Genomic DNA, 14779 nt, shown 5'->3' with positions numbered 1-14779 from the left:
GCCTGTGGGAGCCGGCCTTGCCGGCGATGCAAGGCAAAGCCTTGCCAGTACGAAGGTTTCAGCAGCCGCAAAGCGCGTTATCGAGCACCTTGCGCAGCTCCAGCGGATGATCGACCACGACATCCGCGCCCCAGTTGTTGGGGTTGTCATCTGGATGAATATAGCCGTAGCGCACTGCCGCAGTGCGGGTGCCGGCATCGCGGCCCGACTCGATGTCGCGCAGGTCGTCGCCGACGAACAGCACGCTGGCCGGGTCCAGGTTGAGGGTCTTGCAGGCGAGGATCAGCGGCTCGGGGTCCGGCTTGCTGTTCTTCACGTGGTCCGGGCAGATCAACAGCGCCGAACGCTCGCTCAGGCCCAGCTGCTGCATGATCGGCTCGGCGAAACGCACCGGCTTGTTGGTGACCACGCCCCAGATCAGGTTGCTTTTCTCGATGTCGGCCAGCAGTTCGGCCATGCCGTCGTAAAGCTTGCTGTGCACCGCGCAACCTTGCTGGTAGCGCTCGAGGAATTCCAGGCGCAGAGCCTCGAAGCCTTCGGCTTCAGGGTCGAGGTTGAAGGTCACCGAGACCATGGCCTTGGCGCCGCCGGAGACCACGTCGCGGATTTTCTGGTCCTCGATGGCCGGTAGGCCGCGCTCGGCGAGCATGGCCTGGCAGATGGCGATGAAGTCCGGCGCCGTGTCGAGCAGGGTGCCGTCCATGTCGAAAAGTACCGCTCGCAAACGCATGCTTATTCCTCGCGCAGGGTCTGGATCATGTAGTTGACGTCAACGTCGTTGGCCAGCTTGTAGTGCTTGGTCAGCGGGTTGTAGGTCAGGCCGATGATGTCCTTGACGGTCAGGCCGGCGTCGCGGCTCCAGGCGCCAAGTTCGGACGGGCGGATGAATTTCTTGAAGTCATGGGTGCCGCGCGGCAGCAGCTTCATGATGTATTCGGCGCCAATGATGGCGAACAGGTAAGCCTTGGGGTTGCGGTTGATGGTCGAGAAGAACACCTGGCCACCCGGCTTGACCATGCGGAAGCAGGCGCGGATCACCGAGGACGGGTCTGGCACATGCTCGAGCATCTCAAGGCAGGTGACCACGTCGAACTGCTCGGGCAGCTCTTCGGCCAGGGCCTCGGCGGTGATCTGCCGGTACTCGACGTTGACCCCGGATTCGAGCTGGTGCAACTGGGCCACGGCCAGTGGCGCTTCACCCATGTCGATGCCGGTGACGGTGGCGCCACGCAGGGCCATGGCTTCACTGAGGATGCCGCCGCCGCAGCCGACATCGAGGACCTTCTTGCCGGCCAGCTTGACCCGCTCGTCGATCCAGTTGACCCGCAGCGGGTTGATGTCGTGCAGCGGCTTGAACTCGCTCTCGCGGTCCCACCAGCGGTGGGCCAGGGCTTCGAACTTGGCGATTTCGGCGTGGTCGACGTTGCTCATGGAACAGTCCTCTGAAACTTGGATAATTTGCTCTTGCCCGCCAGCACTGGCTGCCGGGCGCTTATTCGTTGTGCTCGCCGATCCGCTGGCCCCAGGCGCAGGCGGTGGCGTGCAGGGCCTGTTCGTCCAGGCGGGTCAGGCGCCGGTCGTCAAGCAGTGGCTTGCCGGCGACCCAGACGTGCTTCACGCAGTTCCGGCCGCTGGCGTAGATCAGTTGCGAAACCGGGTCATACACCGGCTGCTGGGCCAGGCCCGAAAGATCGAAGGCGACCAGGTCGGCAGCCTTGCCCAGCTCCAGCGAGCCGGTAATCGCCTCAAGGCCCAGGGCCCGGGCGCCGTTGAGGGTTGCCATGCGCAGCGCCCGATGGGCATCCAGGGCACTGGCCGAGCCGGCCACGGCCTTGGCCAGCAGGGCAGCGGTACGGGTTTCGCCGAGCAGGTCGAGGTCATTGTTGCTGGCCGCGCCGTCGGTACCGACGGCAACGTTGACGCCGGCCTGCCACAAGCGCTCGACCGGGCAGAAGCCGCTGGCCAGCTTGAGGTTGGACTCCGGGCAGTGCACCACACTGGTGTTGCTTTCTACCAGCAGGGCCAGATCCTCGTCGCTGACCTGGGTCATGTGAACCGCCTGCAAGCGTGGGCCGAGCAAGCCGAGGCGGGCAAGCCGGGCCAGGGGGCGCTCGCCGCGGGTCTGCAGCGATTGCTCGACCTCGAAGGCGGTTTCATGGATGTGCATGTGGATCGGCGCGTCCAGCTCTTCGGCGATGACGCGGATCTTTTCAAGGTTGTCGTCGCTCACCGTGTACGGCGCATGCGGGCCCAGGGCCACGGTGATGCGCGGGTGGTGGCGCAGGTCGCCGAATAGCTCGATGCCCAGTTGCAGGGCTTCTTCGGTGCTGCGCGCGCCGGGGATCGGGAAATCCAGCAGGGGCACGGCGATCTGCGCACGGATGCCGCTGTGGTGCACGCGCTCGCTGGCCACCTTGGGGTAGAAATACATGTCGCTGAAGCAGGTGATGCCGCCCTTGACCTGCTCGGCGATGGCCAGGTCGGTACCATCACGGACGAAGTCTTCATCGACCCAGCGCCCTTCGGCCGGCCAGATGTGCTCTTCGAGCCAGGTCATCAGCGGCAAGTCATCGGCCAGGCCGCGGAACAGGGTCATCGCCGCATGGCCGTGGGCGTTGACCAGCCCTGGGCTGAGCAGGCAGCCCGGCAGTTCGCGGGTTTCGCCAGCGATGAACGCCTGGGCCTGGCTGCGCGGGCCGATGAACACGATCTGCCCGTCGCGGATGCCCAGGGCATGATCCTTCAAAACCACTCCGGCAGGTTCGACCGGCACCAGCCAGGTAGGCAGGAGCAGCAGGTCGAGCGGCGTAGCGGGTTTGGGCATGACAGGTTTCCCTGGGCGACTGAAGGTGAGGGCGAAGTATACCCGAGCGTCCGCGCCTGGGGCTCGCTATAATCGTCCGCTTTTGATGTCCGAATGATGGGGTGAGGCATGCGCGATCGACTAATGGCTGCAGAGAAGGTGAAAGCCATCGATTGGCGGGATGGCACCCTTTATCTGCTCGACCAGCGCGCGCTGCCGGGCACGCAGGTCTGGCTGGCCTGCAGCGATGCCGCCGCAGTGGCGGAGGCCATTCGTTCGATGGTGGTGCGCGGTGCGCCGGCCATTGGCATCAGCGCCGCCTATGGCCTGGCCCTGGCGATTCGTCAGCGCCTGGCCGCCGGTGGTGACTGGGAGATGGCCCTGGAAGAGGATTTCGAGCTGCTGGTGCATGCCCGGCCGACCGGCGCCAACCTGTTCTGGGCCCTGAACCGCATGCGCGAGCGCTTGCTGCGGCTCAAGGAAGGTGATGACGTGCTGGCCATCATGGAGGCCGAAGCCATGGCCATCCATGAAAGCGACCGCGAAGCCAACCTGACCATGGCACAGCTGGGTGTCGACCTGATCCGCAAGCACCAGGGTAACGAGCAGGCAGTCCTTACCCACGGCAATACCGGCGCCCTGGCCACCGGCGGCTTCGGCACTGCCCTCGGGGTGGTGCGCGCCGCTTACCTGGAGGGCATGATCGAGCGCGTCTATGTCGATGAAACCCGCCCGTGGCTACAGGGTTCGCGCCTGAGTGCCTGGGAGCTGGCAGGCGAGGGCATCCCGGCAACCATTACCGCCGATTCCGCCGCCGCCCACCTGATGAAAACCAAAGGCATCACCTGGGTGATCGTCGGCGCCGACCGCATCACCGCCAATGGCGATGTGGCGAGCAAGATCGGTACCTACCAGCTGGCGGTCAATGCCATGCACCACGGCGTGCGTTTCATGGTCGTGGCGCCGAGTTCGAGCATCGACATGAACCTGGAGAGCGGCGACGACATCCTCCTCGAAGAGCGCAGCGCCAGCGAGTTGCTGGCGCTTGGCGGCGAGCCGCTGGGCGCTGCTTTCGAGGCGTTCAACCCGGTGTTCGACGTGACCCCGGCCGACCTGATCGACGTGATCATCACCGAGAAAGGCATCGTCGAGCGCCCGGACACGGTGAAGATGGCGCAACTGATGTGTCGCAAGCGTTTGCATTGAGACTTTGCCCCCGTCTGCGGCCTGCTGTAGCGGCTAGCGGGCGTTCTCGACGAGCAGTAGGGTAGTAGTGCCGCAGCCTACTCCCACCCTCTGGGCGATTGTGGTAACATCCGACGGTTTCCAAGGCTGCCCCGCGGGGCTGCCTTTACTGCGCAGATCCATGGCATAACTCGTTGATTTGTCGTAAGTCGTTGCAAGGAGTCACTTTGCAGCGGCGAGCTTCGTTCGTCCCATATGGATGTGACGAGGTTTCACCAGAAAAAGGAATCAGGCTTCTCATGGGCGAACTGGCCAAAGAAATCCTCCCGGTCAATATCGAAGACGAACTGAGACAGTCCTACCTCGACTACGCGATGAGCGTCATTGTCGGGCGTGCACTGCCCGATGCGCGTGATGGCTTGAAGCCCGTGCATCGCCGCGTTCTGTATGCGATGAGCGAACTGGGTAACGACTGGAACAAACCGTACAAGAAATCCGCCCGTGTGGTCGGTGACGTGATCGGTAAGTATCACCCGCATGGTGATACCGCCGTTTACGACACCATCGTACGCATGGCCCAGCCGTTCTCGCTGCGTTACCTGTTGGTCGACGGCCAGGGTAACTTCGGTTCGGTCGACGGCGACAACGCCGCCGCCATGCGATACACCGAAGTCCGCATGACCAAGCTGGCCCACGAACTGCTGGCCGACCTGCATAAAGAGACGGTCGACTGGGTACCCAACTACGACGGTACCGAGCAGATCCCGGCGGTCATGCCGACCAAGATCCCCAACCTGCTGGTCAACGGTTCCAGCGGTATCGCCGTGGGCATGGCGACCAACATTCCGCCACACAACCTCGGTGAAGTCATCGATGGTTGCCTGGCACTGATCGACAACGCCGACATCACCATCGATGAGCTGATGCAGTTCATCCCGGGCCCCGACTTCCCGACCGCCGCGATCATCAACGGCCGCCAGGGCATCATCGAGGCCTACCGCACCGGTCGCGGCCGCATCTACATGCGCGCCCGCTCGATGGTCGAAGACATCGACAAGGTCGGTGGCCGCCAGCAGATCGTCGTCACCGAGCTGCCGTACCAGCTGAACAAGGCGCGTCTGATCGAGAAGATCGCCGAGCTGGTCAAGGAGAAGAAACTCGAAGGCATCACCGAGCTGCGCGACGAGTCCGACAAGGACGGTATGCGCATCGTCATCGAACTGCGTCGTGGCGAAGTGCCGGAGGTGATCCTCAACAACCTCTACGCCCAGACCCAGCTGCAGAGCGTTTTCGGCATCAACGTGGTTGCGCTGATCGACGGCCGTCCGCGGGTGCTGAACCTCAAGGATCTGCTCGAAGCCTTCGTTCGTCACCGTCGTGAGGTGGTCACCCGTCGTACCGTGTTCGAACTGCGCAAGGCGCGTGAGCGCGGGCACATCCTTGAAGGCCAGGCGGTTGCCCTGTCCAACATCGACCCGGTAATTGCCCTGATCAAGGCCTCGCCGACGCCTTCCGAGGCCAAGGAAGCGCTGATCAGCACGCCGTGGGAATCCAGCGCCGTGCAGGTGATGGTCGAGCGCGCTGGCGCCGACTCCTGCCGCCCGGAAAACCTCGATCCGCAGTTCGGTCTGCGCGACGGCAAGTACTTCCTGTCGCCGGAACAGGCCCAGGCCATTCTCGACCTGCGCCTGCACCGCCTGACCGGTCTTGAGCACGAGAAGCTGCTGGCCGAGTACCAGGAGATCCTCAACCAGATCGGCGAGCTGATCCGCATCCTCAACAGCGCCGAGCGCCTGATGGAAGTGATCCGCGAAGAGCTGGAACTGATCCGTGCCGAATACGGCGACGTGCGCCGCACCGAGATCCTCGATGCACGCCTGGACCTGACCCTGGGTGACATGATTCCGGAAGAAGACCGGGTCGTGACCATCTCCCATGGCGGCTACGCCAAGACCCAGCCGCTGGCCGCCTACCAGGCCCAGCGTCGCGGTGGTAAAGGCAAGTCGGCTACCGGCGTCAAGGACGAGGACTACATCTCGCACCTGCTGGTCGCCAACAGCCACACCACCCTGCTGCTGTTCTCCAGCAAGGGCAAGGTGTACTGGCTCAAGACCTATGAAATTCCCGAGGCCTCCCGTGCCGCGCGCGGTCGACCGCTGGTCAACCTGCTGCCGCTGGACGAGGGCGAGTACATTTCGACCATGTTGCCGGTCGAGGAGTACACCGAAGGTCACTTCATCTTCATGGCGACCGCCAACGGCACCGTGAAGAAGACCCCGCTGGAGTCCTTCAGCCGTCAGCGCAGCGTCGGCCTGATCGCCCTGGAGCTGGACGAAGGCGACGTGTTGATTTCCGCGGCCATCACCGATGGCGAGCGTGAGGTCATGCTGTTCTCCGACGCCGGCAAGGTCACCCGCTTCAAGGAATCCGACGTTCGCGCCATGGGTCGTACCGCCCGCGGTGTACGCGGCATGCGTCTGACCGAAGGGCAGAAGCTGATCTCCATGATCATCCCGGAAGAAGGCAGCCAGATCCTTACCGCTTCCGAGCGTGGTTACGGCAAGCGTACCGAAATCGCCGAGTTCCCCGAGTACAAACGTGGCGGTCAGGGCGTTATCGCCATGGTCAGCAACGAGCGTAACGGTCGCCTGGTGGGTGCAGTGCAGGTGCAGGATGGCGAGGAAATCATGCTGATTTCCGACCAGGGCACCCTGGTGCGTACCCGTGTCGGTGAAGTCTCCAGCCTGGGTCGTAACACCCAGGGTGTGACCCTCATCAAACTGGCCAGCGACGAGACCCTGGTGGGGCTGGAACGGGTCCAGGAGCCATCCGAAGAGGAAGGCGACGAGGACTTCGACGCCGAGGTGGATGGCGCTGAAGTGGACGCCGATGCGGCACCACAGGCCGACGCCGCTGCCGACGAAGAGGCACAGCCGGAATAAATTAGTAGCGCAACCCTGGTGGGGGAAGGCCGCGGCAGTCGAGCACAGCTCGCTGCCCGGCCGGCTCCTGCGGACATCGAGAGCAGAGCGAGAGTGGATGTGAGCAAACGAGCCTTTAACTTCTGCGCAGGCCCTGCTGCGCTCCCTGACGCTGTACTGCAGCGCGCCCAGGCTGAAATGCTGAACTGGCGTGGCAAAGGCCTGTCGGTGATGGAGATGAGTCACCGTAGCGACGACTACGTGGCGATCGCCGAGAAGGCCGAGCAGGATCTGCGCGACCTGATGTCCATTCCTTCCAATTACAAGGTGCTGTTCCTGCAGGGCGGCGCGAGCCAGCAATTCGCTGAAATCCCGCTAAACCTGCTGCCTGAAGACGGCACTGCCGACTATATCGAAACCGGTATCTGGTCGAAAAAGGCCATCGAGGAAGCCCGTCGTTACGGCAACATCAACGTTGCTGCCAGCGCCAAGGCTTACGACTACCTGGCCATCCCTGGCCAGAACGAATGGAACCTGAGCAAGAACGCCGCCTATGTGCACTACGCCTCGAACGAGACCATCGGTGGTCTGGAGTTCGACTGGGTGCCGCAGACCGGTGACGTACCGCTGGTGGTCGACATGTCGTCGGACATCCTCTCGCGTCCGGTTGACGTCTCCGACTTCGGCCTGATCTATGCGGGTGCCCAGAAGAACATCGGCCCGAGCGGCCTGGTGGTGGTGATCGTCCGTGAAGACCTGCTCGGCCGTGCCCGCAGCAGCTGCCCGACCATGCTCGACTACAAGGTCGCGGCCGACAACGGCTCGATGTACAACACTCCGGCGACCTATTCCTGGTACCTGTCCGGGCTGGTCTTCGAGTGGCTGAAAGAGCAGGGCGGCGTCGAGGCCATGGAGCAGCGCAACCGGGCCAAGAAGGATCGTCTGTACGGTTTCATCGACAACAGCGACTTCTACACCAACCCGATCAGCGTCAACGCCCGTTCGTGGATGAACGTGCCGTTCCGCCTGGCTGACGAGCGCCTGGACAAAGCCTTCCTCGCTGGCGCCGACGCCCGTGGCCTGCTCAACCTCAAGGGTCACCGTTCGGTTGGCGGCATGCGCGCCTCGATCTACAACGCCCTGGGCCTGGACGCCGTCGAAGCGCTGGTTGCCTACATGGCTGAATTCGAGAAGGAGCACGGCTGATGTCGGAGCAGGAACTCAAGGCGCTGCGGGTGCGCATTGACAGCCTCGACGAGAAGATCCTCGAGCTGATCAGTGACCGCGCCCGTTGCGCGCAGGAAGTGGCGCGGGTCAAGACCGCGACCCTGGCCGAAGGCGAGACGCCGGTGTTCTACCGCCCCGAGCGGGAGGCGCAGGTGCTCAAGCGCGTCATGCAGCGCAACCAGGGGCCACTGGGCAACGAAGAGATGGCGCGCTTGTTCCGCGAAATCATGTCGTCGTGCCTGGCTCTGGAGCAGCCGCTCAAGATCGCTTACCTCGGCCCTGAGGGTACCTTTACCCAGGCTGCGGCAATGAAGCATTTCGGCCATGCGGTGATCAGCAAGCCGATGGCGGCGATCGACGAAGTGTTCCGTGAAGTGGCGGCCGGTGCCGTCAACTTTGGCGTGGTGCCGGTGGAAAACTCCACCGAAGGTGCGGTCAACCACACCCTCGACAGCTTCCTCGAGCATGACATGGTGATCTGCGGCGAAGTCGAGCTGCGCATTCACCACCACCTGCTGGTGGGTGAGAACACCAAGACCGACAGCATCAGCCGTATCTACTCCCATGCCCAGTCGCTGGCCCAGTGCCGCAAGTGGCTGGATGCCCACTACCCGAATGTCGAGCGCGTGGCGGTATCGAGCAACGCCGAAGCGGCCAAGCGGGTCAAGGGCGAGTGGAACTCGGCGGCCATCGCCGGCGACATGGCGGCGGGCCTGTACGGCCTGACCCGTCTGGCCGAGAAGATCGAAGACCGTCCGGACAACTCCACGCGCTTCCTGATGATCGGTAACCAGGAAGTACCGCCGACCGGCGACGACAAGACCTCGATCATTGTCTCCATGAGCAACAAGCCGGGCGCTTTGCACGAGTTGCTGGTGCCGTTCCACGAGAACGGTATCGACCTGACCCGTATCGAGACCCGTCCGTCGCGCAGCGGCAAATGGACCTACGTGTTCTTCATCGATTTCGTCGGCCACCACCGCGATCCGCTGATCAAGGCCGTGCTCGAGCAGATCAGCCAGGAAGCCGTGGCCCTGAAGGTGCTGGGTTCCTACCCGAAAGCGGTACTCTGAGGCTATGAATGGCGTGCATGCAGTTTTGAACAGGGTCCAGCTCCGTGGGTGAAGTCGTGGTAAACAAGCCTGGGCCGGTCATCGGTCGCCTGGTGGTAGTCGGGTTGGGCCTGATTGGCGGGTCCTTCGCCAAAGGCTTGCGTGAAAGCGGCCTGTGCCGCGAAGTAGTCGGTGTCGACCTTGACCCGCAGTCGCGCAAGCTGGCGGTGGAACTGGGCGTGGTCGACCGCTGCGAAGAAGATCTCGCCGTCGCCTGCGTCGGCGCCGATGTCATTCAGCTTGCCGTGCCGATCCTGGCCATGGAAAAACTCCTCACCCGCCTGGCTCGGCTCGATCTGGGGCAGGCGGTGCTGACCGACGTCGGCAGTGCCAAGGGCAATGTCGTGCGCGCAGCCCGCGAGGCCCTTGCCGGGCGTTTGCCGCGTTTCGTGCCTGGCCATCCGATTGCCGGCTCCGAGCAGAGCGGGGTGGAGGCTTCCAATGCTTCTCTGTTCCGCCGCCACAAAGTCATTCTTACACCGCTGGCCGAAACCGATCCGGCTGCCCTGGCGCTGGTCGATCAGCTCTGGCGTGCGCTGGAGGCCGATGTCGAGCACATGCAGGTCGAGCGCCACGACGAAGTCCTGGCCGCTACCAGCCACTTGCCACACCTGCTGGCCTTCGGCTTGGTCGATTCCCTGGCCAAGCGCAATGAAAACCTCGATATCTTCCGTTACGCTGCCGGAGGCTTCCGCGATTTCACGAGAATCGCCGGAAGCGACCCGGTCATGTGGCACGACATCTTTCTCGCCAACCGCGAAGCTGTCCTGCGCACACTCGATACATTTCGCAGCGATCTCGACGCCTTGCGCGACGCGGTCGATGCAGGGGATGGGCATCAACTGCTGGGCGTCTTCACTCGCGCCCGTGTTGCCCGCGAGCATTTCAGTAAAATCCTGGCCCGCCGGGCCTATGTGGACGCTATGAACTCCAACGACCTGATTTTCCTGGCAAATCCTGGTGGCCGCGTGTCTGGCCGTATTCGTGTACCAGGTGACAAATCGATTTCCCATCGCTCGATCATGCTCGGCTCCCTGGCCGAAGGCACCACCGAAGTGGAAGGTTTCCTCGAGGGCGAAGACGCCCTGGCGACCCTGCAGGCCTTCCGTGACATGGGTGTGGTCATCGAAGGCCCGCACCATGGCCGGGTGACCATCCACGGCGTTGGCCTTAATGGTCTGAAGCCGCCACCGGGCCCGATCTACCTGGGCAACTCCGGTACCTCGATGCGCCTGCTCTCCGGCCTGCTGGCCGCGCAGCCGTTTGACACCGTGTTGACTGGCGATGCCTCGCTGTCCAAGCGGCCGATGAATCGCGTGGCCAACCCGCTGCGGGAAATGGGCGCAGTGATCGAAACCGCCGCTGAAGGTCGTCCGCCGATGACCATCCGTGGCGGCCACACGCTCAAGGCCTTGACCTACACGTTGCCGATGGCCAGTGCCCAGGTCAAATCCTGCCTGCTGCTGGCCGGCCTGTATGCCCAGGGCAAGACCACTGTCACCGAGCCTGCGCCAACCCGTGACCACACCGAGCGCATGCTCCGCGGTTTCGGCTACAGCGTTAAAGTCGACGGTCCTACGGCTTCGCTGGAATCCGGCGGCAAGCTGACGGCAACTCATATCGAAGTGCCAGCGGACATTTCCTCGGCAGCTTTCTTCCTGGTGGCGGCGTCGATCGCCGAAGGTTCCGAGCTGCTGCTCGAGCACGTCGGCATCAACCCGACCCGCACCGGCGTCATCGACATCCTGCGCCTGATGGGCGGCGACATCACCCTGGAGAACCAGCGTGAGGTCGGCGGCGAACCGGTGGCTGACCTGCGCGTGCGCGGGGCTAAACTCAAGGGTATCGAGATTCCCGAGCATCTGGTGCCGCTGGCCATCGACGAGTTCCCGGTGCTGTTCGTCGCTGCCGCCTGTGCCGAAGGCCGTACCGTGCTGCGCGGCGCCGAAGAGCTGCGGGTCAAGGAATCCGATCGCATCCAGGTCATGGCCGACGGCCTGCTGGCCCTGGGCGTGAAGTGCGAGCCGACCCCGGACGGTATCATCATCGACGGCGGCGTGATCGGTGGCGGTGAAGTGCACGGTCATGGCGACCATCGCATTTCCATGGCTTTCAGCGTTGCCTCGTTGCGCGCTACGGCACCGATCCGTATCCATGACTGCGCCAACGTCGCGACCTCGTTCCCGAACTTCCTCGCCCTGTGCGCCGAAGTCGGTATCCGCGTGGCAGAAGAGGGCAAGTCGTGAACTCCAACGCACCGGTCATCACCATCGACGGGCCAAGCGGTTCGGGCAAGGGTACCGTTGCCGGCCTGCTGGCTCGGGAGCTTCGGTGGAAGCTGCTGGATTCGGGCGCGCTATACCGCTTGCTGGCCTTTGCCGCCAGCAACCACGGTGTCGACCTGACCAATGAAGAGCTGCTGGTCAAGATCGCTGCCCACCTGGATGTGCAGTTCATCGCCGCCGAGCCGGGCAAGCTGCAGCAGATCATTCTTGAAGGCGAGGATGTCAGCAATGTCATCCGTACCGAAACCGTGGGTGCCGGCGCCTCCATGGTCGCCTCGCTGCCGGCGGTGCGCGAAGCCCTGCTGCAACGCCAGCGGGCGTTCCAGGAAGCGCCGGGGCTGATTGCCGATGGTCGCGACATGGGCACCGTGGTGTTCCCGGACGCACCGCTCAAGGTATTTCTGACCGCCAGCGCCGAGGAACGTGCCCGTCGCCGTTACTTGCAGTTGAAGGCCAAGGGCGAAGATGTTAGTCTGTCGAGTCTGCTAGATGAGATTCGTGCGCGTGATGAGCGCGACACCCAGCGCGCAGTGGCCCCGCTCAAACCGGCGGCCGATGCGATCCAGCTGGATTCCACGGAGTTGTCCATCGAGCAGGTGTTGCAACGCATCAAGAGCGAGATCGCCCTGCGCGATATCGCCTGATGACCAGGAAGGCAGGCAGGGGCACCAGTCAACGTCCTGTCGGCTTTCCTTTATATGAACGAAACCCACATTGTCTGGAATGTGGCTGATGGGCGTATGTCCCGCCCTAATCTACAGGAATTAAAATGAGCGAAAGCTTTGCAGAACTCTTTGAAGAAAGCCTGAAAACCCTCAATCTTCAGCCGGGTGCGATCATCACCGGTATCGTTGTCGACATCGACGGCGACTGGGTTACCGTACATGCTGGCCTGAAGTCCGAGGGCGTCATCCCGCTCGAGCAGTTCTACAACGAAGCTGGCGAGCTGACCATCAAGGTCGGTGACGAAGTTCACGTTGCGCTGGACGCGGTCGAAGACGGCTTTGGCGAAACCAAACTGTCCCGTGAAAAAGCCAAGCGCGCCGAGTGCTGGATTGTTCTGGAAGCAGCTTTCGCCGCCGAAGAAGTGGTCAAGGGCGTTATCAACGGTAAGGTTAAAGGCGGCTTCACTGTCGACGTTAACGGTATCCGTGCGTTCCTGCCTGGTTCCCTGGTTGATGTCCGCCCAGTGCGCGACACCACCCACCTGGAAGGCAAAGAGCTGGAATTCAAGGTCATCAAGCTGGACCAGAAGCGCAACAACGTTGTCGTTTCCCGTCGCAGCGTCCTGGAAGCCGAGAACAGCGCCGAGCGCGAAGCTCTGCTGGAATCCCTGCAGGAAGGCCAGCAAGTCAAAGGTATCGTCAAGAACCTCACCGACTACGGCGCATTCGTTGACCTGGGCGGCGTTGATGGTCTGCTGCACATCACCGACATGGCTTGGAAGCGTATCAAGCACCCATCGGAAATCGTCAACGTTGGCGACGAGATCGATGTCAAGGTTCTGAAGTACGATCGCGAGCGTAACCGTGTATCCCTGGGTCTGAAGCAACTGGGTGAAGACCCATGGGTTGCTATCAAGGCTCGTTACCCAGAAAGCACCCGCGTCATGGCGCGTGTTACCAACCTGACCGACTACGGCTGCTTCGCAGAGCTGGAAGAAGGCGTGGAAGGCCTGGTACACGTTTCCGAAATGGACTGGACCAACAAGAACATCCACCCTTCGAAAGTCGTACAAGTCGGCGACGAAGTGGAAGTCATGGTTCTGGACATCGACGAAGAGCGTCGTCGTATCTCCCTGGGCATCAAACAGTGCAAGTCCAACCCATGGGAAGACTTCTCTGGCCAGTTCAACAAGGGCGACAAGATCTCCGGCACCATCAAGTCGATCACCGATTTCGGTATCTTCATTGGTCTGGACGGCGGCATCGACGGCCTGGTTCACCTGTCGGACATCTCCTGGAACGAAGTCGGCGAAGAAGCCGTACGTCGCTTCAAGAAGGGCGACGAGCTGGACACCGTCATCCTGTCTGTTGACCCAGAGCGCGAGCGCATCTCCCTGGGTATCAAGCAGCTGGAAAGCGATCCGTTCTCCGAGTACGTTGCTGCTAACGACAAGGGTGCAATCGTTAAGGGTGTTGTAAAAGAAGTTGACGCCAAAGGCGCCATCATCACCCTGGCCGACGACATCGAAGCCACTCTGAAAGCTTCTGAAATCAGCCGTGACCGCGTTGAAGACGCGCGTAACGTCCTGAAAGAAGGCGAAGAGATCGAAGCGAAGATCATCAGCGTTGACCGCAAATCGCGCGTCATCCAGCTGTCGATCAAGTCGAAAGACGACGCTGAAGAGAAAGAAGCTATCCAGAGCCTGAAAGAAGCTCCTGCGGAAGCTGCTGACACCACCATGGCTGCGCTGCTGCGTCAGGCAATGGCCAAACAGAACTAAGTTCTGCTGGTGTTTAAAAAAGGGCGACTTCGGTCGCCCTTTTTTGTGCCTGCGATTTCTTGTTGCGGCTGGAACCCTTGTGCCAGCGCGCTTTGCCGGGGGCAGTGGTAAAGCGCCACTATACATTTGTCCTACGCCCATTTTTTGAGAATCCGATTAAGTCAAGAACCGCCCTGTTCAAATCCCTCAGGTCGTGCTAAAAACAACGAAGCAATGATCTAGCTGCTTGATAAAGAAGGGAAAAATATGACGAAGTCGGAGCTGATCGAACGTATTGTCACCCATCAAGGGCTGCTCTCATCCAAGGATGTCGAGCTGGCCATCAAGACCATGCTTGAGCAGATGTCCCAATGCCTGGCTACTGGCGACCGCATTGAAATCCGCGGCTTCGGCAGCTTCTCCCTGCATTACCGCGCCCCCCGCGTAGGCCGCAACCCGAAAACCGGCCAGTCCGTCAGCCTGGATGGCAAGTTTGTGCCACACTTCAAACCAGGCAAGGAGTTGCGGGATCGAGTGAATGAGGAAGAAGGGCAGGACGAACACTGAATCGGATAAAAGGGAGCTTCGGTGAGGAACTTCAAACGGTTGATTTTGGTCGTATTTCTGTTGTTGCTAGCGTTGGCTGTGTTGATCTTTGTGCTGGAGAACCAGCAGCTTGTCTCCCTCGTATTTTTGGGTGTAGCGCTGCCGGACTTGCCCGTTTCCGTCTTTATGTTGTTAGCGCTTCTTCTCGGTCTTGCGGTTGGCCCTGGGGTGGTGCTGTTAAATCGATCGCTGGGTAACAGCAGGCGATAGAGTCG

The 14779-nt window shown here is 62.0% G+C and carries 12 protein-coding genes; 9 read left to right on the top strand and 3 right to left on the bottom strand.

Annotated elements, in window-relative coordinates; translation table 11 throughout:
- Positions 1–58 precede the first annotated feature (58 nt).
- The 3 genes from mupP to ABM562_RS27535 all read right to left on the bottom strand — a co-directional run bounded on the left by mupP (position 59) and on the right by ABM562_RS27535 (position 2824).
- The gene (mupP, locus tag ABM562_RS27545; protein ID WP_115085819.1) at positions 59–730 is read right to left on the bottom strand and encodes an N-acetylmuramic acid 6-phosphate phosphatase MupP; all 672 of its coding nucleotides are present in this window, start codon (positions 728–730) and stop codon (positions 59–61) included.
- 2 nt (positions 731–732) lie between these two features.
- Entirely contained in the window at positions 733–1431 is a 699-nt protein-coding gene (ubiG, locus tag ABM562_RS27540) for a bifunctional 2-polyprenyl-6-hydroxyphenol methylase/3-demethylubiquinol 3-O-methyltransferase UbiG (protein WP_115085820.1), read from the bottom strand.
- Positions 1432–1492: 61 nt separating this feature from the next.
- Entirely contained in the window at positions 1493–2824 is a 1332-nt protein-coding gene (locus ABM562_RS27535; RefSeq protein WP_460423930.1) for a TRZ/ATZ family hydrolase, read from the bottom strand.
- Between the two features lie 108 nt (positions 2825–2932).
- On the opposite strand from ABM562_RS27535, the gene mtnA reads away from it, so the two are divergent.
- The 9 genes from mtnA (at position 2933) to ABM562_RS27490 (ending at position 14774) form a co-directional block, all read left to right on the top strand.
- Positions 2933–4009: an S-methyl-5-thioribose-1-phosphate isomerase gene (gene mtnA, locus ABM562_RS27530; RefSeq protein ID WP_134061668.1), complete on the top strand. Its 1077-nt coding sequence runs from the start codon at positions 2933–2935 to the stop codon at positions 4007–4009.
- A gap of 278 nt (positions 4010–4287) precedes the next feature.
- Positions 4288–6930, top strand: coding sequence for a DNA gyrase subunit A (gene gyrA / locus ABM562_RS27525; RefSeq protein WP_115085823.1), 2643 nt, complete (start codon positions 4288–4290; stop codon positions 6928–6930).
- 99 nt (positions 6931–7029) lie between these two features.
- A complete protein-coding gene (gene serC, locus ABM562_RS27520; protein ID WP_166675659.1) occupies positions 7030–8115 on the top strand; it encodes a 3-phosphoserine/phosphohydroxythreonine transaminase in 1086 nt (361 codons plus the stop codon).
- On the top strand, positions 8115–9209 hold the full coding sequence (pheA, locus tag ABM562_RS27515; protein WP_134061674.1) for a prephenate dehydratase: 1095 nt from the start codon (positions 8115–8117) through the stop codon (positions 9207–9209). Before serC ends, pheA begins: the two co-directional genes overlap by 1 nt.
- A gap of 44 nt (positions 9210–9253) precedes the next feature.
- Positions 9254–11494, top strand: coding sequence for a bifunctional prephenate dehydrogenase/3-phosphoshikimate 1-carboxyvinyltransferase (locus ABM562_RS27510; RefSeq protein WP_177414840.1), 2241 nt, complete (start codon positions 9254–9256; stop codon positions 11492–11494).
- Complete coding sequence (cmk, locus tag ABM562_RS27505; RefSeq protein ID WP_115085826.1) at positions 11491–12177, top strand: (d)CMP kinase; 687 nt, start codon at positions 11491–11493, stop codon at positions 12175–12177. Before ABM562_RS27510 ends, cmk begins: the two co-directional genes overlap by 4 nt.
- A 125-nt stretch (positions 12178–12302) precedes the next feature.
- Positions 12303–13979, top strand: a complete 1677-nt coding sequence (gene rpsA, locus ABM562_RS27500; protein ID WP_115085827.1) for a 30S ribosomal protein S1 — start codon at positions 12303–12305, stop codon at positions 13977–13979.
- Positions 13980–14225: 246 nt separating this feature from the next.
- The gene (gene ihfB, locus ABM562_RS27495) at positions 14226–14525 is read left to right on the top strand and encodes an integration host factor subunit beta (RefSeq protein WP_134061676.1); all 300 of its coding nucleotides are present in this window, start codon (positions 14226–14228) and stop codon (positions 14523–14525) included.
- A gap of 21 nt (positions 14526–14546) precedes the next feature.
- Positions 14547–14774 carry a DUF1049 domain-containing protein gene (locus tag ABM562_RS27490; RefSeq protein WP_346617572.1) on the top strand — a complete coding sequence of 76 codons (228 nt, stop codon included), beginning with the start codon at positions 14547–14549 and terminating at the stop codon, positions 14772–14774.
- The last annotated feature ends 5 nt before the right edge of the window (positions 14775–14779 follow it).

This window comes from Pseudomonas sp. ZL2 (assembly GCF_054788455.1).
This window is presented reverse-complemented; position numbering and strand designations above follow the sequence as displayed.